17 protein-coding genes are annotated in these 17,700 nt (G+C 65.9%); 4 read left to right on the forward strand and 13 right to left on the reverse strand.

Annotated features, from left to right (window positions below):
• Positions 1-27: 27 nt before the first annotated feature.
• Positions 28-1,467, reverse strand: a complete 1,440-nt coding sequence (locus JGU72_RS22445) for an NAD(P)H-hydrate dehydratase (RefSeq protein ID WP_199686410.1) — start codon at positions 1,465-1,467, stop codon at positions 28-30.
• Positions 1,468-1,549: 82 nt separating this feature from the next.
• Here JGU72_RS22445 and JGU72_RS22450 point away from each other — a divergent pair, with 82 nt between their 5' ends.
• Together JGU72_RS22450 and JGU72_RS22455 are read left to right on the forward strand one after the other, a co-directional pair.
• Positions 1,550-1,927: a cupredoxin domain-containing protein gene (locus tag JGU72_RS22450; RefSeq protein ID WP_307828562.1), complete on the forward strand. Its 378-nt coding sequence runs from the start codon at positions 1,550-1,552 to the stop codon at positions 1,925-1,927.
• A gap of 50 nt (positions 1,928-1,977) precedes the next feature.
• On the forward strand, positions 1,978-2,532 hold the full coding sequence (locus JGU72_RS22455) for a cupredoxin domain-containing protein (RefSeq protein WP_199686304.1): 555 nt from the start codon (positions 1,978-1,980) through the stop codon (positions 2,530-2,532).
• A 4-nt stretch (positions 2,533-2,536) separates the two neighbouring features.
• Here JGU72_RS22455 and glmS read toward each other — a convergent pair whose 3' ends face one another.
• Positions 2,537-4,402, reverse strand: a complete 1,866-nt coding sequence (glmS, locus tag JGU72_RS22460) for a glutamine--fructose-6-phosphate transaminase (isomerizing) (RefSeq protein WP_199686305.1) — start codon at positions 4,400-4,402, stop codon at positions 2,537-2,539.
• A gap of 119 nt (positions 4,403-4,521) precedes the next feature.
• Here glmS and JGU72_RS22465 point away from each other — a divergent pair, with 119 nt between their 5' ends.
• Positions 4,522-5,376, forward strand: a complete 855-nt coding sequence (locus JGU72_RS22465) for a poly(ethylene terephthalate) hydrolase family protein (RefSeq protein ID WP_199686306.1) — start codon at positions 4,522-4,524, stop codon at positions 5,374-5,376.
• Here JGU72_RS22465 and glmM read toward each other — a convergent pair.
• The 9 genes from glmM to JGU72_RS22510 form a co-directional block, all read right to left on the reverse strand.
• Positions 5,373-6,707: a phosphoglucosamine mutase gene (gene glmM, locus JGU72_RS22470; protein WP_199686307.1), complete on the reverse strand. Its 1,335-nt coding sequence runs from the start codon at positions 6,705-6,707 to the stop codon at positions 5,373-5,375. The two genes, JGU72_RS22465 and glmM, sit on opposite strands and share 4 nt — an antisense overlap.
• Positions 6,708-6,790: 83 nt before the next feature.
• Positions 6,791-7,315: a 30S ribosomal protein S9 gene (gene rpsI / locus JGU72_RS22475; RefSeq protein WP_199686308.1), complete on the reverse strand. Its 525-nt coding sequence runs from the start codon at positions 7,313-7,315 to the stop codon at positions 6,791-6,793.
• Positions 7,312-7,755: a 50S ribosomal protein L13 gene (rplM, locus tag JGU72_RS22480; protein ID WP_199686309.1), complete on the reverse strand. Its 444-nt coding sequence runs from the start codon at positions 7,753-7,755 to the stop codon at positions 7,312-7,314. The genes rpsI and rplM overlap by 4 nt, the downstream gene beginning before the upstream one ends.
• A 173-nt stretch (positions 7,756-7,928) precedes the next feature.
• The gene (locus tag JGU72_RS22485; RefSeq protein WP_199686310.1) at positions 7,929-8,156 is read right to left on the reverse strand and encodes a hypothetical protein; all 228 of its coding nucleotides are present in this window, start codon (positions 8,154-8,156) and stop codon (positions 7,929-7,931) included.
• Positions 8,153-9,847, reverse strand: a complete 1,695-nt coding sequence (locus JGU72_RS22490; RefSeq protein WP_199686311.1) for a WXG100 family type VII secretion target — start codon at positions 9,845-9,847, stop codon at positions 8,153-8,155. Before JGU72_RS22490 ends, JGU72_RS22485 begins: the two co-directional genes overlap by 4 nt.
• Complete coding sequence (locus tag JGU72_RS22495; RefSeq protein ID WP_199686312.1) at positions 9,844-10,179, reverse strand: hypothetical protein; 336 nt, start codon at positions 10,177-10,179, stop codon at positions 9,844-9,846. The genes JGU72_RS22490 and JGU72_RS22495 overlap by 4 nt, the downstream gene beginning before the upstream one ends.
• A 37-nt stretch (positions 10,180-10,216) precedes the next feature.
• Entirely contained in the window at positions 10,217-10,612 is a 396-nt protein-coding gene (locus JGU72_RS22500; RefSeq protein WP_199686313.1) for a hypothetical protein, read from the reverse strand.
• Positions 10,609-11,673 carry a WXG100 family type VII secretion target gene (locus JGU72_RS22505; protein ID WP_199686314.1) on the reverse strand — a complete coding sequence of 355 codons (1,065 nt, stop codon included), beginning with the start codon at positions 11,671-11,673 and terminating at the stop codon, positions 10,609-10,611. The genes JGU72_RS22500 and JGU72_RS22505 overlap by 4 nt, the downstream gene beginning before the upstream one ends.
• 98 nt (positions 11,674-11,771) lie before the next feature.
• A complete protein-coding gene (locus JGU72_RS22510; RefSeq protein WP_199686315.1) occupies positions 11,772-13,478 on the reverse strand; it encodes a hypothetical protein in 1,707 nt (568 codons plus the stop codon).
• Between the two features lie 115 nt (positions 13,479-13,593).
• Here JGU72_RS22510 and JGU72_RS22515 point away from each other — a divergent pair, with 115 nt between their 5' ends.
• The gene (locus tag JGU72_RS22515) at positions 13,594-14,259 is read left to right on the forward strand and encodes a hypothetical protein (RefSeq protein WP_199686316.1); all 666 of its coding nucleotides are present in this window, start codon (positions 13,594-13,596) and stop codon (positions 14,257-14,259) included.
• Position 14,260: 1 nt separating this feature from the next.
• On the opposite strand, the gene JGU72_RS22520 is transcribed toward JGU72_RS22515, so the two are convergent.
• Together JGU72_RS22520 and JGU72_RS22525 are read right to left on the reverse strand one after the other, a co-directional pair.
• Positions 14,261-16,660 (reverse strand): FHA domain-containing protein, encoded by a 2,400-nt coding sequence (locus JGU72_RS22520; protein WP_199686317.1) that lies wholly within the window; start codon positions 16,658-16,660, stop codon positions 14,261-14,263.
• Between the two features lie 182 nt (positions 16,661-16,842).
• A complete protein-coding gene (locus JGU72_RS22525) occupies positions 16,843-17,661 on the reverse strand; it encodes a serine/threonine-protein kinase (protein WP_199686318.1) in 819 nt (272 codons plus the stop codon).
• Positions 17,662-17,700 lie beyond the last annotated feature (39 nt).

Consider the following 17,700-nt stretch of genomic DNA (forward strand, 5'->3'; position numbering starts at 1 on the left):
ATCGTCCGACCGGATGCAGGATGGGGATCACATCCCCACTTCGCCGTAGCTTCGCAGAAGTCGAATCGCAGGTCGCACGTGGTCGAGCAGCGGACCGGCCGAGATCGGTGCCGCCGCGGGCCCCCCGTCCGCAGCTGCCAAATTCGCGGCCAGCGAATGCGCTCGTGCGGCGCACGCCGCAGCCTCGGCAGCACCCATACCGGTTGCGAGCAGAGCGCCGATGAGGCCCGACAAGACGTCGCCCGATCCAGCCGTCGCGGCCCACGACCCGCCCGCCTCGTTGACGAACACGGTCTGGTCGGGTGCAGCCACCAGTGTCGCGCGCCCCTTGAGCAACACTGTGGCACCCCAGTCGCGTGCGAGTTCGCGGACCGCGCCGACCCGGTCGGAATGCGGATCCCTGCCGGTCAGGCGGGCGAACTCACCGGCGTGCGGGGTCAGAACCGTCGGTGCTCGACGGCCGCGCACGAGGGCGGGGTGCTTCGCGACGATCGTCAGGCCGTCCGCGTCGATGACTACGGGCAGGTTGGACGCCAGCACGGCTGCCAGCACATCGCGGGCGGCATCGTCGGTGCCCGACCCGGGTCCGGCGACCCATGCCTGTACCCGACCTGCTTCCGAAACAGATTGGGCTGCAACCACTTCTGGCCAGCGCGCAAGAACGGCGGTAGCGGCGGACCCGACGAAACGCACCATTCCGGAGGTTGCCGCAACGGCCGCGCCCGCGCAGAGCACGGCAGCTCCCGGATAGCGCTCGCTGCCTGCGGACACACCGACGACGCCCTGGCTGTACTTGTCGTCGAACGCTTCCGGTATCGGCCAGGACTGCCCGACCGCGTGTGGTTCGAGCGCACGTAGATGCGGTTCCGGCAGGCGTAACCCGATGGGTACCAGTTCGATTCGGCCACAACGTGCCGCCGCCAGTGCGTGCACGGGCTTGAGCGCACCGAAACTCACTGTCACCGCGGCAGCAACCGCGGGGCCGTCGGCGACGCCGGTATCGGGATCCACTCCGCTCGGCAGGTCGGCGGACACGATCGGCGCGGTAATGCCGGCGACGGTCTCGGCCGCGTCCGGCCGCAGCGAACCCTTGCCCGAGATGCCGACGATCCCATCGACGACCAAGTCGGGCTCGCCACTCTCGGTGACGATCCGACCGCCCGATTTGCGCAGCGCTGCAAGGCCTTCGGCGTGTGCACGATCAGGACGAAGGAGCAGCGCATCAACCGCGACTCCCCTGCGCCGCAACATCGAACCGGCCCAGAGAACATCGCCGCCGTTGTCGCCCGACCCCACGAGCAGCAATATCCGCCGACCCGTTACAGCACCCGTACGACGGCGGAGTTCGGTTGCTACCACCCGCGCGAGACCGTACGCCGCACGCTGCATCGGCACGCCGGAAGGCACCCGTGTGAAAAGCTCCGCCTCAGCGGTCCGTACCTGGTCGGATGTGTAGTAGCCGCGCATGTCTCCCGATCCCATGGTCGTTCACGTCAACCCGTCCTGTGCGCGACCTTACGCCGCTGTCCGCGCGAATAAGCTGTGCCACGTGACCCCTTTACGCCGTCGCCCGGCACTGTCTCTGCGACGATTCGCCGTTGCACTCGCGCTCGCAGCCACCCTGACGGCCTGCGGCGCCGAGAAATCGGACGATCAGCCCGCGCAGGCCGAGCCAGGTGTGGTGCTCGTCAAAGATATGCAGTTCACGCCGGCAACGATCACTGTGCAGGCAGGCGAATCGGTCACCTGGCGATTCGACGACGGCGGGGTGCCACACAATGTCCAGGGCGCGAAGCCCGCAGACACGTTGATTCACAGCCCGATCCTGCGCGACAACAGCTACACGGTGACCTTCGATACTCCGGGGACCTACCAGTACGGCTGCACGCTGCATCCGCAGATGACGGGATCGGTCGTCGTCACGTAGGCACGTTAGGCTCGACCGCGATCGTGGCACACGGATGAGGGAGAAGCGCGTTGGATGAGACCCCCGACGGTGGTCACCGCCTGCGCAAGCTGACGGGCGGCGGCAAACGACGCAAAGCGGCGCAGACCGAGGCAGTCGAGACATCCCCCCGTGCGAAAGCACCCGAGCAGGGTTCCGACGACGACAGTGTCTGGTTGCCGCTCGCGGTGATGCTCGCCATCGCCGCGCTCGTCGGCGGCATGGCGTATTGGAAACTCGCAGTCACCCCGAACCACGACGACGTCGTGCTACCGGCGGCCGTTGCAGTGGGCGACCGGCCCGCCGCTCCGGAAGCCCCACCGACGGACACCGAAGAGATCGTCGTCGTGAAGGACATGAAGTTCTCGCCAAGTTCTGTCACCGTGAAAGTCGGCGACTCGGTGACCTGGCAGTTCGAGGACGGTGGAAAGCTGCACGCGGTGTCCGGTCTCGGCGACTTCGCCATGATCATCAACAGCGGCTATCTGAAATCAGGCGTGTACACCGTGACGTTCGACAGGCCGGGCGTCTACCGGTATGTCGACGGCGTGCACGGTGAGATGACCGGCTCGATCACCGTCGAGTAGCGAACTACTCGACGGTCACCGATTTGGCCAGGTTGCGCGGCTTGTCGACGTCGTAGCCGCGCGCCTGAGCGACCTCGGCCGCGAACACCTGTAGCGGCACCGTCGACAGCAACGGTTGCAGCAGCGTCGGAGCCGCTGGAATCTCGATGAGATTGTCAGCGAACGGCCTGACTGTCTCGTCGCCTTCCTCCGCGATGACGATCGTTCGAGCACCACGCGCCTGGATCTCGCGAATGTTGCTGAGCAACTTCGAATGCAGAACAGCGCGGCCCTTCGGGGACGGCATCACGACGATGACCGGAAGACCCTCTTCGATCAGCGCGATCGGTCCGTGCTTGAGCTCACCCGCCGCGAACCCCTCCGCGTGCATGTACGCGAGCTCCTTGAGCTTGAGCGCACCTTCGAGGGCGACCGGATATCCGACGTGGCGCCCGAGGAACAGCACCGTCGGGCTGTGCGCCAACTCGCGCGCGATGGCGCGGACCGGCTCCATGGTCTCGAGCACCCGCGACACCAGCGCCGGCATGGCCTCCAGGTCCGCGAATTCGCGGGCGACCTCGTCCGGATACTTCGTCCCGCGGGCCTGCGCAAGCGCCAGTCCGACGAGGTAGTTCGCGGTCACCTGCGCAAGGAATGCCTTTGTCGACGCGACGCCGATCTCCGGTCCCGCCCGGGTATAGAGGACCGCGTCGGCCTCACGAGGAATCTGGGCTCCGTTGGTGTTGCAGACGGCGAGCACGCGCGCCTTCTGGTCCTTCGCGTGCCTGACGGCTTCGAGCGTGTCCGCTGTCTCGCCCGATTGCGAGATGGCGACAACCAGCGTCGACCGGTCCAGCACCGGGTCGCGGTAGCGGAACTCGCTCGCCAGCTCGACCTCGACGGGAAGTCGGGTCCAGTGCTCGATTGCATACTTCGCAACCAGACCCGAGTGGTAGGCGCTGCCGCACGCAACAACGAAGACCTTGTCGATCTCGCGCAGCTCCTGATCGGACAGGCGCTGCTCGTCGAGGACGATTCGGCCCTTTTCGAAGTGGCCGATCAACGTGTCGGCGACGGCGTCGGGCTGCTCCTCGATCTCCTTCAGCATGAAGTAGTCGTGGCCACCCTTTTCGGCTGCCGCAAGGTCCCAGTCGATCCGGAAGGGCCTGCTCGCGACATCGGTGTTCCCGTCGAAGTCGCTGATCGTGTAGGAGTCTGCGGTGATGACGACGACCTGATCCTGGCCCAGCTCGACCGCGTTGCGCGTGTGCTCGATGAACGCCGCGACGTCGGAGCCCACGAACATCTCACCCTCGCCGACGCCCACGACCAGCGGCGTCGAGCGGCGTGCCGCCACGATCTGGTCGGGGTGATCGGCGTGCGTGAAGACCAGCGTGAAATGTCCTTCGAGCCTGCGCAGGACCGAAAGCGCACTCGCGACGAAATCGCCCGCAGTCTCGCCTTCGGCATAGGCGCGCCCGACGAGGTGAACGGCGACTTCGGTGTCGGTATCGCTGAGGAACTCGACGCCCTCGGCCTCGAGCTCCGCCCGCAGCGGCGAGAAGTTCTCGATGATGCCGTTGTGGACGACCGCGACCTTCCCGCTCACGTCCTTGTGCGGGTGCGCATTCCGGTCGGTGGGGCCGCCGTGAGTCGCCCAGCGCGTATGCCCGATACCGGTCGAACCCGCGAACGCGGCCGTACCGACCTCGGCAAGCTCCGCCTCCAGATTCGCCAGCCGACCGGCCTTGCGCTCGGTTGCGAGCTTCCCGTTGCCATCCGCAATCGCAATGCCGGCAGAGTCGTACCCGCGGTACTCCATTCGGCGCAGGGCCTCGACCACAACGTCGAGCGCATTGCGATGGCCGACGTATCCAACGATTCCGCACATGGTTCATCAGGGTACTTGGGCCCGAGGCCTCGCCGAACACAGATCGCCACGGCCCAGGTTTGGCACCAGTGCGCCCTGTCCCTGCCCGACGTTGCTTTACATCGGATAACGTTTCGCGTGTGGCGGCGTCTGTGAAATCACTGGTATCCGAACTTGCCAACCGTGGACCGCATCGTGTGCAGCGCGGAAATATGGCTATCGCAGGCCAGCCGGGTGTTGTGTTCACCCCGGCCGAGGGTCTCGGCCTGCCGGCGGTTGCATTCGGGCACGGCTGGATCACCAACGTCGACAATTATCGGAGCCTGCTCGAACATCTCGCCTCGTGGGGAATCGTGGTGGCCGCCCCAAGTAGTGAACGCGGACCGTTTCCGTCACATCTAGGCCTGGCGACCGATCTGCGGACGACTCTCGACATCTGCGTCGGCGTTCGGCTGGGCTCGGGATCGATCAGCGTTCACCCGGACAAGCTGGCGTTCGCCGGCCACGGAATGGGCGCGGGCGCGGCGGTTCTCGCCGCCGCCAAGTACCCCGGAGTTGCTGCGGTCGCGGCGCTGTTTCCCGCGCCCACATCGCCACCTTCGGAGGCGATCGCACCCGAGATCACGGTGCCCGGCCTGATTCTGGCGGGCGGCAAGGACATGAAGGCAGTCGATTCGAATGCGACGACGCTGGCGGCGGCGTGGGGCGGCGACTCGATCCTGCGTTCCGTCGACAAGGCGACCGGAAACGGATTGCTCGAAGGGCGCCGCGTGCTCGGCAATCTCGGGTACGGCAAGGCCGAGAAGAAGACCCAGAAAACCGCTCGGGCACTGCTGACGGGCTTCCTCTTGTACACACTCGCAGGCGAAAAGAAGTACGAGAAGTTCGCCGAGCCGGACATCGACATCCCGAAGACTCAACTCGTCGACCCGCTCGCGGAAGACGAACCGGAGCAGAAGAAGTCCCCGCTCGCCCTGCTGACCGGAAGGTTCTAGATCGCGCCGACGTGCTCGGCGAGCCGGTCTGCCAAGCGCTGCGCGTGGCCTAGGTCGGCCGCCTCGACCATGACGCGAACGAGCTCCTCGGTACCGCTCGGCCGCAGCAACACTCGGCCGTTCTCGCCGAGCTCGCGTTCGGCCTCGGCGACCGCGTCCGCAACGGTCGGTGCGGCGGCAACGGCCGCCTTGTCACTGACCCGGACATTGACCAGAACCTGCGGCAGGACGGTCAGCACACCGGCGAGTTCCGCCAGTGTCTTTCCGGTGCTCGCGACCTGACCGAGGAGCCGCAGCGCGGTGAGCAAGCCGTCACCGGTCGTCGAAAATCGTGGCAGCACAACGTGTCCCGATTGCTCGCCGCCGAGCGCGAACGCGCCGCTGCGCAACTCCTCCAGAACATAGCGATCACCGACCGCCGTCGTGCGTAACTCGATGCCGGCCGCTCGCATCGCGATGTGCAGGCCGAGGTTGCTCATGACGGTCGCGACGAGCGTGTCGTCGGTCAGTTCGCCCGATTCTTTCATCGCCAGCGCAAGGACCGCCATGATCGCGTCGCCGTCGACCAGCGTGCCCGTCGCGTCGACCGCGAGACAGCGATCGGCGTCGCCGTCGTGCGCGATCCCCGCGTGCGCGCCGTGTGCGACGACTGCTTTCTGCAGGTCCGACATGTGCGTCGAACCGCAGTCTTCGTTGATGTTGAGGCCGTTGGGGTCCGCGTTGATCGCAATGACCTCGGCGCCCGCGGCACGGTAGGCGGCCGGTCCGAGCGTGGATGCCGCGCCATTGGCACAGTCGACGACGACCTTGATCCCAGCAAGACTCTGCGGACTCGCAACCGCGAGATGTTCGAGGTACTTCGCACCGGCGTCGGCGACGAACCGTGCCCGGCCGATGTGCTCGCCCGTCGGGCGCCGCACGGCGGCGCTCTCGATGACAGCCTCGATCCGGTCTTCGGCGTCGTCGTCCAGCTTGTGTCCACCGGCCGCGAATATCTTGATCCCGTTGTCCGGCATCGGGTTATGAGACGCAGAGATCATCACACCGAGGTTCGCGGCATACGCATCGGTCAGGTACGCGACAGCGGGCGTAGGCACAACCCCGATATCGAGGACATCCACCCCTGCTGCCGTGAGTCCGGCGGTGACGGCTGCCGACAGCATCTCGCCGCTGGCGCGCGGGTCGCGGCCGAGGACAGCCGTCGGCCGAACCTGACCGTCGGACTCCGCGAGAACCTGCGCGGCGGCGCCGGCTATGCGCAACGCCAACTCGGCGGTCAACGTCTCGTTCGCAAGCCCGCGAACACCATCAGTACCGAACAACCGACCCATTCGGACAACCCCTCAGAGATATAGATACGACCGTGCGCGGTCAGGGAGTCCAGGGACTCCCCAACCGCGCACGGGGGTTGACATCAGCGCTTCGAGTACTGAGGCGCCTTACGGGCCTTCTTCAGGCCGTACTTCTTACGCTCGGTTGCACGCGGGTCACGCGTGAGGAAGCCGGCCTTCTTGAGTGCCGGACGGTCCTCGATCGTGACCTCGATCAGCGCGCGGGCGATAGCCAGACGCAACGCGCCTGCCTGACCGGACGGACCGCCGCCGTGCAGCAGGGCAACGATGTCGAACGACTCGGTGCGATCGACAGTGACCAGCGGCGCCTTGATGAGCTGCTGGTGCACCTTGTTCGGGAAGTAATCCTCGAGGGTGCGGCCGTTGAGCTTGAAGCCACCGGTGCCGGGGGTGAGGCGGACGCGAACGACCGCTTCCTTACGGCGACCGACGGTCTGCACCGGACGATCGATCACGATCGGCGCATGCGCTGCGCGCGCGGGCTCCTCGGTGTGCTCGACGTCTGCGTAGTCGTCGGACGCAACCTCGTAAGCGGCCTCGTCGACCACGTCGTTCTCGGTCACGTTCTGCTCCTCTGGCGCCGTCACTGGGCCACCTGCTTGATCTCGAAGGGAACTGGCTTCTGTGCGGCGTGCGGGTGGTTCGGGCCTGCGTAGACCTTCAGCTTGCTGCCGATGACGGCACCCAGCTTGTTCTTCGGAAGCATCCCGAGGACTGCCTTCTCGACGAGGCGATCAGGCGTCTTCGACAAAACCTCGCCGACAGAGCGTGAACGCAACCCGCCCGGAAAGCCGGAGTGATTGTGGATGAACTTGCCGGTCAGCTTGTTTCCGCTGATGGAAACCTTTTCGGCATTGATGATGACGACGAAATCGCCGCCGTCGACGTTCGCGGCGTAGGTCGGCTTGTGCTTACCGCGCAGCAAGTTCGCTGCTTGAACGGCAAGGCGGCCGAGCACTACGTCAGTGGCATCGATGACGTGCCACTCGTGGGTCACATCACCGGCCTTGGGGCTGTACGTAGACACAGAACTTCCCTGTCTAATCGAAGGTTTGCCAGCCAGGTGAACGGTCGAGGTGATCCCGGCGGCCAGAGGAGACCCGGGACTCGCTTTACTTACAGCACCGGAAGGCACCGCACGTACCGCACGCCAACCGGCAACGATACCGGTCCGACGAGGTACGGGTCAAAACGGTCGAGTCAGACGAGCCAGGTCTTCGGCCGGTAGTAGGACTCGTCGTCGTCCTGGGCGGTCTTTTCGACGGTCTGCGTCGGTGTCTTCTGCTCGGCACGCTGCCGGAATCGCTCCGCTATCTGCGCCACGGCTTCCGCGTTCCGGTTCCTGAGATCTTCCAGCTCGGTACGAATCCGGGCGGCCCGGGTGCGATGTTCCTCCCCCAGCCGGACTATCTCGTCTGCGTAGCTCACATCGAACCAGCTTCCGCGACCTGCGCACCGGACTCTGCGGGAGGCCCGGAGTCGTCAGTCTGCGTCGATTGCCGGACCGCGCCTTCCTGCTCCGGCCGCACGGTGACCGGCGGCAGCACAGGTTGCGCCATCGGCTCCTGCAGCAGGTCGGCTGGAGCTTCGGGTTGCCACGACTCGACGGACTGATCCGGCTCGATCGCGATCGCCTCGTCCGCCGGTTCGGGCGGCACGCCTTCCTCGACGACGGGAGCGATCGGTTCCTCCTCCTGCCCGACCGGCGCGACGACTGGGACGCCGTTTTCGTCGATCGTCAACGTGAACTGCTTTGGTTCGCCGTCAGGTCCGGTCGTCGTCAGCACGAGAGCACCGCCCGCCCCGGTCGTGCACCCGAGTTGCTGACCTGCCACGTCGAATACGGCCTCGGTCATATCGCCTTCGGGCACCGGCAGCGACACTTCGGCCCCATCGGTGCCGCCCTGGATCATCTGGACCGCGCCGTCGACGACACCGATTGCGACGCCCGCCACGAGTTCGGCCGCTTTCGCTGCGACGTCGGCAAGTCCGCCAAGTCCGCCAAGTCCGCCAAGTCCGTTGGACGTTTGCGCCGGCACGCTCACGTCGGCGGGTGTCCGGGTAGACAGTGCCTGCGGCGCGACATCCACGCCGTGCGGGGAGGCGGGTACCGCGGAAGACAGTCCCGCACCGCTGCCCACAGAGCCGACCATGCCGCCGACCCCGGACCCGCCCGCGCTGCCGGACAGGAGACTGCCGGTATCGACAAGTGCGCCACCGCCTGGCTCGACAGCGGCGCCGAGGATGGGTCGACCCGACTCGCTCGGCACACCTGCACCCGACGGCAGCGGAAACTGCTTGTCGCTCACGTCGCCGAGCGCTTCGATCAGCGTCGCGTACTGCGCCTTGATCGTGGTGTCGGTGCTGTCACACACGGCAAGAAACGCATTGAGTTTGGTTTCGAAGTCGGTCCGAAAGATGAGTGCCCAGTACTCGCAGTCGCGTTCGACGATCGCCATGAACCGCTGGTCTCCAGCCAGCCGATCTCCGACCGACGAGGTCTGCGGATAGTCGTCGTTGCGATACATGATCGCCGCAGCATCATTGAGCTCACCGTAAGACGGGGTGCCTTGCCAGACGTCGATCAATTTGCCCAGTTCAGCACTCGATCTTCCTTGGATGAGCAGCCGCGAGTGAACTCCGGTGGAGTCCTGCTCGCGGAATCCGACGCACACCTCGGCCTTGACCTCGACGGCGTCACGAAAAGCTTCCCGAGCAGCGCGCAACGCGTCGCGTGCAACCGACGCCTGCTCGTGCACCTCTTTGGCCTGCTGGATCTGCCCGTCGATCATCGCCCGGGCGTTGACGGAAGCAGCACCCGTCCACGCGCCGGGAATCGATCGAGCCTGCGTGGTCTGTTCGTCGATCTGCGATGTGGCTTCGGTGAGTACGGCGTCGACCGCATCGATGCAATCCTGCATACGCGCGAGGTCCATGCCCGATTGTTCGGACAACCGTGTCTCCAGCCCAGCGGACACGTCCCCGACCGGTTCGAGCTTTTGATATAGCGCAGTGAACTCACGAAAGTAGGCGAGCCCGTACTTGCCGCGCTCGAGATATTGCGCGACCGAATACTTGTCCGTTACTTCGGGCGGACCGCCGAGGGAAGCGCCGCTCATCCCGGAATGCCCTGTCCGACACTCCGCAACGCCTGCGTCGTAGCTGCGTCGGTCGTCGCGTAAGACATCGCGTCACCGCCGAGTTGCTGCGCACTCGCGTTGGTGGCGGTTTGCCAATTCGTCAGCCACGCAAGGATATTGGCGAGCCCTTCGGCAACCTCGTCGCCCTGGTGAGAGTAGTTCGCACCGGCGTGCTGCGGCCCGAAGTCATTCTTCTGCAGTTCGGCGCCGGCAATAGCGACAGCCTGCGCAGACTTTTGCAACTCGGTTGCTATCCGAGCCAGCGCGTCGCGGTCGACGCTGATCTCTTCCGAACCGTTTTCACCAGCCACCGTGCCCCCCTTCGCCGGTCGAATCTTCCTACATGCCCTACGCGAGGATCGACCCGCGGCTACCGAAGTATTCGTCATCGTCATCGTCGTCGCCCGAGTCGGCATCGACTTCCGAACCGTCCACCGACAGCGTGCGTACGTACTCGTCGAGCAACGCGTCTGCCGAAGCGGCAAGGCGTGCGAATTCCTCGGGTGAGGTCTCGTTCAGGAGGTCGATGCCTGTTTGCTTCGACGTTTCGACGAGCGCGTCGAACGCGACTGTCGATACCGCTTCTCTCGGGTCCAGCGCACCATTCAGGATGGCATCCGCGAATTCCTTGGTCGCACAATCCGGAGCGAGTCGCGACAGTGCCTGTAGCGACATTTCGAGTTGGCGCTGCACACAGGTGTCCCCGCCTGCGAAGTCACCCCAGCCGGTTATCGACATTGTCATACCCCGGGATGGTCGTAGGACGAGGTGGGCAGGCCAGGCAGCGAAACGAACTCCGCGCCGCCCAGGAGTGCATACCCGCGGGCGAGTGCCTCGCGAACCAGCAGGAGCACCCTCCCGTACCAATCGACCACAGGAGCTGCGGTTGCCACCATCCGCGCAAACGTTGCAGCGAACGCCGCACCGAACACCGGCCCTGTCGGCACAGGCGCCATCGACATGCTGAGCTGAACGGCCGCGATTATCGCCATGTCGAAGACGGATTGGAAGATGTCACCGATAAGGGTGCCGAACTCGGAGATCGCCGTCGCAAGCTGTTCGAGATTCCGGCCCATCTCGACGAGCGGGTCTTGCTGAGCAGCAACGGCATTCGCAAAACCCGCGAAGTACTCGCTCGCGCCGGTCGCGGCGTTTCCCTGCCATGTCTGGGTGCCGTCAGCTGCGGTACGGAGGATCACCGCAGCGAGTTCGGAGTTGTAGTCACCGAGCGTCGCGAGCGCCTTTCCGGCTTGTTGAATGTCTTCCCAGTTTCCGGCGATCCGCTCCGTCCAGCTCATAGGGTCTTCCCCCGTCGCGGCCTCCCACGCCTTGCAGACGAGCCACGTGGGCGACAGGAACTGCAAGCTGCCGATCGTGTTCCACATATCCGCCAACAGCGGTCGTAGTGCATCCGGCGCGGCCAATACAGCACTCGGAGCGCCGGTCACGGTGCGCACCGACGAGCGCACGGACCCGTCGGCATCCGGCTGACTCGCGCCAACGTATGTTCGATCCAACTCGCGCGCGACCTCCAGGTCCGTGTCCCGGTACATTCCGGCTGCCTTCTCCAGCTCGATCGACGACGCGTCCGCGATACGGCCGAGTTGCTCGTAGTTCACCTTCAGCCGATCGCGAATGTCGTGCACACTGCGCGCCGTGTCCGTGAACAGGCCGCCGGCGGTCCCAGGCAGACTCAACCATTCGTCCAGGTATCGCAGCGCCGGACCGGTCTCCTCTTCGATACCCCGAACCGCTCCCGAGAACGCGAGTACATCCGCCGGAACGACGCGCAGCGATTCCCCCATCACTTCCCCCTTTGCAGACGCACTGGCACCCCTCGAGCCAGTGCTACAAGGTTTGACGCCACTTCGCCGGGATCGGTTCCGTCGTTCTGCGAGAAAATTCAGTCGACCTGATCCTGGCGGGAATGCAGCTTCCGCATACCGAGCGCGGCAAGCTTGTCGGCACCGCTCGATTCGACACTCATCCCGCAGGCTCGCAGGAACACCTCCCCCGAACTGTCGAGCAGACACGTCACATGCTCGACCTCCTTGGTCGGCGATGCGTTGCGCGCCGACAATCCGCGCCACACGAGCCGCCCCCTGGCGTGCACGTCGAATGCCGTCGTACCGACCGGACTCGTCGACCCGACCTGACGTGGCGGACCTGGATCCGCACCGCTGGTCGGGACGGGCACGACGTAGCGAACGTCGTTCGCTTCACCGTTGGGACAGATCTGGAGCTGCTTGACGATGTCGTACTGGATGTCGTCGTGCGCGTCGGCGGCGGCGGAGACCACTCGGGTCTCGATCGCATCTCCGGGCCGATACTTCTCGGCGAGTCCTCGCCCGGTCGTCGGCGCGACGAACCTTCGCGCGGCCGACACGCGTGCCGCGCCTGCCTCGGCAGCGGTGAGCGGAATCGATCCGCAGGCCAGCGAGGTCATTTCACCGCCCGTCGTCACCGATGCCGCGGTCGCCGGAATCATCCCGTCGATCGCGTCCTCGGGAAGCAGCAACGCGGTAACCACGCCCCTGGCCTCATCGTCCGTGAGTGCGACCGCTGTGCTCGACGTTCCCGAAAGCACCACCAGCGCGATGATGACGAGGAGCAGGACGACGGCCACCGCCGCCGCGACCTTCCAACCGATACCCCGAGGCGGCGCGGCAACGTGCGGGCGCCGGATGACTTCGGTCGGCAGCTCGTCGTGCGGACGACGTTGGGCAACAGTGGGTCTCACGTCTGCCGGTGACGGTGCGCCGAACGTCCGCGGCGGCACGGGGGCAGCGATGACATCGGGATCCTCGATGACCAGCCGCACTGCGCCGAGAGCGATCGCGTGGACGGGCTGTTCGGCGAGCTCGAGCCGACGGCCGAACTGGTTCTTGAAAGCGAGTCGCAGAACCTCGTTGTAGACCACGTTTCCTGCAAGGACCACCGCACCGGTATCTGCACCGATCGATCGCGCTGCGCCGAGAACGTCGAAGACCAGGCGGTCGGCGACGCGGGGGTCGCTTGCGGCGTCTGGCAGCATCGCCACTCCGACCGATTCGGTCGGCGTGTTCTCATCGACGCCAACCGCGACGACGAGGACCGAACGCCCGTCGCAGTAGACGACGGTCGCACCATGCCCTGCGACGGCGCCCGCGCCGCGAACGTACCCGGCGAGGGCCACCGATTCCGGTATCGGCTCCACCGCGACGCCGAGACCGCCGACGAGAGCAGCGAAGCGCTCCACGGTCGCGTCGGGCCAGGCGTCGGGATAGGGCAACGCGAGAACATCGATCGGTCCACCGAGGTGGGCGGCGATCGCATCCAGGGCGTTGTGCAGCCGCGCGCGAAAGACCGCTTGGGTCGGCCACGTCGCGCCCGCGACCACTATTTCGTTGTGGCCGACGATGTCTCGTACGTCGGCGATCGCCGTCCCGAGGTCGGTGCGACGCGGATCGGCACGCCGCGTATGGAGTTGCCCCCTACGATCGGCGAGCAGCGCTGCCGGCGGCGTCGGGTCGCCTTCGATCGGCAAGAACACCGGGGCACGCGCACCGTGCCCAGCCGCCACCGTCAGCACGTCCCACCCGAGGTGGACCGCCCCTACCCGCTCCGACATGTACCCCTCCCCCCGTTCGCACAGAATATCCCGCTCCCGAGCGGGACCCTATAGTTGGCTCGACCGTCCCCCCTGATCGGAATCGAGGCGCCCAGTGCACCGGATCACTCCGGCAGTGAGCACGCTCGTCGTCGCGGCGACGCTCGCCGGTTGCGCGGCGGATCCGGTTGCCGAACAACCTGTTTCGCAGGACTCCGACCGGTATCGCACGCAGCTGATCGACCAGCTCGACCTCCGATTACCCATGTTCGCGAACTGGGAGGTCACAGACGCCGAGCGACGACCTGATGCTGCGGCGAGGTACGAAGGCCTGTCTGCCGCACAGCCCGCGGCGTGTGGACTCGACGGCGCGGCGACGAAGGCCGCACATACCGCGACATACGGTGGCTCCGACTGGACCGGTGCACATGGCGTGGGACCGGAGGGCCAGCTGTTCGATGTGTCGATCCTGTTCGGCAACAAAGGAACTCGATCCGATGTCTCGTCGTTCGTCGAGAAGTGTGCGTCGACCGAATTCATGGTCGAGGGCGGCACCGCAACCGTCGAGGTCGCCGTTGCCCCAGAATTCGCTGACGACGCATTCGAAGACGTGTACGGCTACACGTCGAAGACGACCGAGCGGCGCGGCCAAGAGGTCGCTGCCCGGTCGTCGATACTCGTTGTGGGCAAGTCGAACTCACTCACGCTGGTGCTGACGTTCAGCAACTCCGGCGACCTACAGACTCACTACGCCGAAGCCGTCTGGGAAGCCGCTGCCCAGCGGCTCGAGCGCGCTCGCTGAGCTAGTTCGACGACCGCGTCCGCAACCTGTTCAGCGTGAAGAACGCGAACACCGCACCGAGAACGACCAGCATCCACACATCGAGCAGCCATATCCCGGCGCTGTGCTCCCACAACGTGTCCGGCTGCGCTCGCAAGAACAGTTCCCGCAGATCGACAGTCGATGCGCCCGCCGCGTAGCCCCACCGCGACGGGAAGAGCCACGACAGTTGGGACAACACCGGCCGGCCGGTCACCTCGATGAGGCCGCCGCACATCACGAGCTGCGCCATGATTGTCACGACGAGAAGCGGCATCACCTGCTCGCTCGACTTCGCCAGCGCGGACAGCAGCAACCCGACCATGACGCACGAACACGTCGTGACGGCGATGCCGATCAGCAATTCGAGGCTTCCCGAAGGGAGCAGGGCACCAGCGCCAGGAGCTTTCTTGCCGACGAGCACGATCGCGACGAGCACGATCGATTGCAGAATTGCGGCGGCACAGAAGACCACGATCTTCGCGAACAGGTACGCCGACGGCAGCAGACCGACTGCCTTCTCCCGCTGATAAATCGGCCGTTCACCGATCAGATCACGCACCGACAGCGACGACCCCATGAAGCACGCCCCGAGCACGACGAGCACGAGCAGTTGCTGCGCCTCCGACGCCGCGTCGCACCGCTCGGGCGTTGCCACACTCGGATCGGGCTGCAACGGGCACGGCGGGAAGTCTGTGATCGGCGCGAAGCCCGCCTTTCCCGGCACTACCAGCGACAGCACGCCGAGCAAGAAGGGCATTACGACGAGGAAGATCAAGTAGCCGCGGTCGGCGAGAATCAGCCTGACCTGTCTGCGCGCAACAGTGGAGATCTGCTTGCTCGTACTCGTGTGTGCCGGTTGGCCGGGCGGACCGTACCTCGGCGCGGGCGGCGGACCCGCGAGCGGGTGCCGCGCGCGGTACGCGGCGAAGACGCCGTCTGGATCGAGGGTGACCTTCGTGAAGATCTCCGCCCAGTCGGCGCTGCCGAGAGCGGAGCCGACGCCCTTCGGATGGCCGCAGTACGCGGTCTTGCCACCGGGCGCGAGCAACAGCACCTGGTCGCACATGTCGAGGTGGGTCAGCGAGTGCGTCACGACCAGGACCACGCGGCCCGCGTCGGCCAGCTGCCGCAACATCACCATGACCTGCCGGTCCAGCGCCGGATCGAGTCCCGAGGTCGGCTCGTCGAGAATCAGCAACGACGGACTTGTGAGCAGTTCCAGCGCCACCGAAGCGCGCTTTCGCTGGCCACCTGACAGGCGGTCGACCCGCGTGTCGGCGTGTTCGGTGAGCGACAGCTCAGCGAGCACGCCGTCGATCACGCGCGCGCGGTCGTCGGCCGTGGTGTCAGGGGGCAGCCGCAGCTCAGCGGCGTACCGCAGGGCCTGCCGCACGGTGAGCTGGCGGTGCAGCACGTCGTCCTGCGGAACCATGCCGATTCGGCTTCGAACCACTTCGTACTCGGCGTGGAGGTTGCGGCCCTCGAAGTTCACGACGCCCATCGACGGGCGATTCACGCCGGCAATGATCTTCGCGAGCGTTGACTTCCCGGCGCCCGACGGTCCGATCATCGCCGTCAGCGAGCCCGGCGCAGCTGCCATCGACACGTCCACCAGCAACTGTTTATTGCCCTCGACCGTGAAGCCGAGGCCGTGCAGATTCAACCCGATCTCGGCGGTGCCCCGTTGCCGCTGCCGCAGAGTCCCCTCGGCAACGACGAAATCGACGTTGCCGACCGTGACGATGTCACCTTCGCGCAGCACCGATCGCTGGGTTCGGGCACCGTTGACGAACGTGCCGTTCACGCTGCCGACGTCTTCGATGACGAGGCCCTCACGGCTCGGCACCAACCTGGCATGGCGCCGCGACGCGAGGACATCGTTGACGACTATCGAATTCTCGGACGTGCGACCGATCGTGAGACCACCCGGTGGGACACCGGTCGGCATGCTCACCCGCGCCTCGGACGAGCGCTGCCGGACCGGCGGCAGGGAGGCAGTGCTCGCGTGCACCGTCATATTGATGCTTTGCTCGCGCGACGGCCCGGGATCCGGGCGCCGCGGTGCGTTCGCCGGATGCGGGATCAGCATCAGGAGGGCGCCGGTCGCCGGATCGCCGAGCCGGACCTGCAGTGGGCGATCGACCCGGATCGGCTGGCCGATTCGTTGCATGTCTACGAACACCCCGTTGGTGCTGCCCCGGTCGGTGAGCATCCAGCCGCCCTGCCACGACAGCACCGCATGTACGCGCGAGACGAGCGGATTGTCGACGAAGAGACCGACGTCAGGCGCGCGTCCGATCGTCACGGGCTTGCGCGAGTCGAATACCCGGTCCACACCGTCGACGCGGACCGTGATGGTCTGGACACCGGGAGCATTCATATCTGCGGATACTATTCGATGCGGTCGCGGAGTCTGCATTACTGGCAAACCTTCGAAAAAGACTGCCGCGAGTGGTGGCGTTCGTACCGCCTACGCTCCTCACCCAGCGCATGAATTGTCAAGTAGTTCACTGCTTTCCCCTCCCCCAAGGGTTGTATCGACCGAACGGGCGGTCGCGGCGCTCAGCTCGACCGAAGATCGGAGATCCGGTCGGCAACGGCTGCCGCTGTCGCCGGTCGATTCTCGACCGGCGCAATGCACGCATCGACGAGCGATCGCTCGGCCTTGCTGAGCGCTCCCGACGCCCGTGCCCTGCCGGAAACGACGGCACGGATGGCGAGCATAGGCTGCCCGACCGGCAGCTCGCCGTACAGCCCCTCACCGGTGAGCGCCCGATTGATAGTGGCGCCGAGTGCCCAGATATCGCTTGCGCGAGAGGGCATTTCGCCCTGTAGCAGGTCGGGGTCGAGATACTCGACCGAGGTTGCGGGCGCAAAACTCGTCACGCTGCTCTGCGAGCTGAGCACTCGAACGAGGCCGAGATCGGACAACTTGCCGCCCGTGTCGGAGACCATGATGTTTGCGGGTTTCACGTCGCCGTGCACCATGCCGTGCTCGTGCAGTTCGTGCACGGCGCGCGCTGCATCCTCGAGCGCGCGCAGGACATCAGCGCGCGAGAGCTTGCGCGTCGGAGCCGCGAGCGACCCCAGCGGAAAGTACTCCATGGCGTAGAGAAAGTTGTCTTCGAGCACCGCGTCGTAGATTTGGACCAGCCGCGGCGACCGGACCGCCGCGAACGCACGCAGTTCGCGGACACCGCGCCGGTAGTCGTCTTTGCTGATGTGATCGCTGAAGACCTTCAACGCGACGCGGTCGGTCGAGAGCCCCAGCCGCGCAGGGGGTTCGGCGAGGTAGAACCGGCCATTGTTACCTTCGCCCAGGACACCCAGAATCCGGTAGTCCGCGATGGCCGCTGGGATGGGTTTCGCTTCGACGGGCATGTGGACCTCTGCTTCTCGGGGCGATCGGCTGTTTGTCGT

It is taken from the genome of Antrihabitans auranticaus (genome assembly GCF_016481275.1).
In the GTDB taxonomy this organism is placed as follows: Bacteria; Actinomycetota; Actinomycetes; order Mycobacteriales; family Mycobacteriaceae; genus Antrihabitans.

Bases quoted from the DNA above. Each gene is read 5' to 3' on its own strand.
- JGU72_RS22445 (WP_199686410.1), bottom strand. From the start codon at position 1,467: ATGCGCGGCTACTACACATCCGACCAGGTACGGACCGCTGAGGCGGAG.
- glmS (WP_199686305.1), bottom strand. From the start codon at position 4,402: ATGTGCGGAATCGTTGGATACGTCGGCCATCGCAATGCGCTCGACGTT.
- glmM (WP_199686307.1), bottom strand. From the start codon at position 6,707: ATGGGTCGGTTGTTCGGTACTGATGGTGTTCGCGGGCTTGCGAACGAG.
- JGU72_RS22490 (WP_199686311.1), bottom strand. From the start codon at position 9,847: ATGAGCGGCGCTTCCCTCGGCGGTCCGCCCGAAGTAACGGACAAGTAT.
- JGU72_RS22500 (WP_199686313.1), bottom strand. From the start codon at position 10,612: ATGACAATGTCGATAACCGGCTGGGGTGACTTCGCAGGCGGGGACACC.
- JGU72_RS22505 (WP_199686314.1), bottom strand. From the start codon at position 11,673: ATGGGGGAATCGCTGCGCGTCGTTCCGGCGGATGTACTCGCGTTCTCG.
- JGU72_RS22510 (WP_199686315.1), bottom strand. From the start codon at position 13,478: ATGTCGGAGCGGGTAGGGGCGGTCCACCTCGGGTGGGACGTGCTGACG.
- JGU72_RS22520 (WP_199686317.1), bottom strand. From the start codon at position 16,660: ATGAATGCTCCCGGTGTCCAGACCATCACGGTCCGCGTCGACGGTGTG.
- JGU72_RS22525 (WP_199686318.1), bottom strand. From the start codon at position 17,661: ATGCCCGTCGAAGCGAAACCCATCCCAGCGGCCATCGCGGACTACCGG.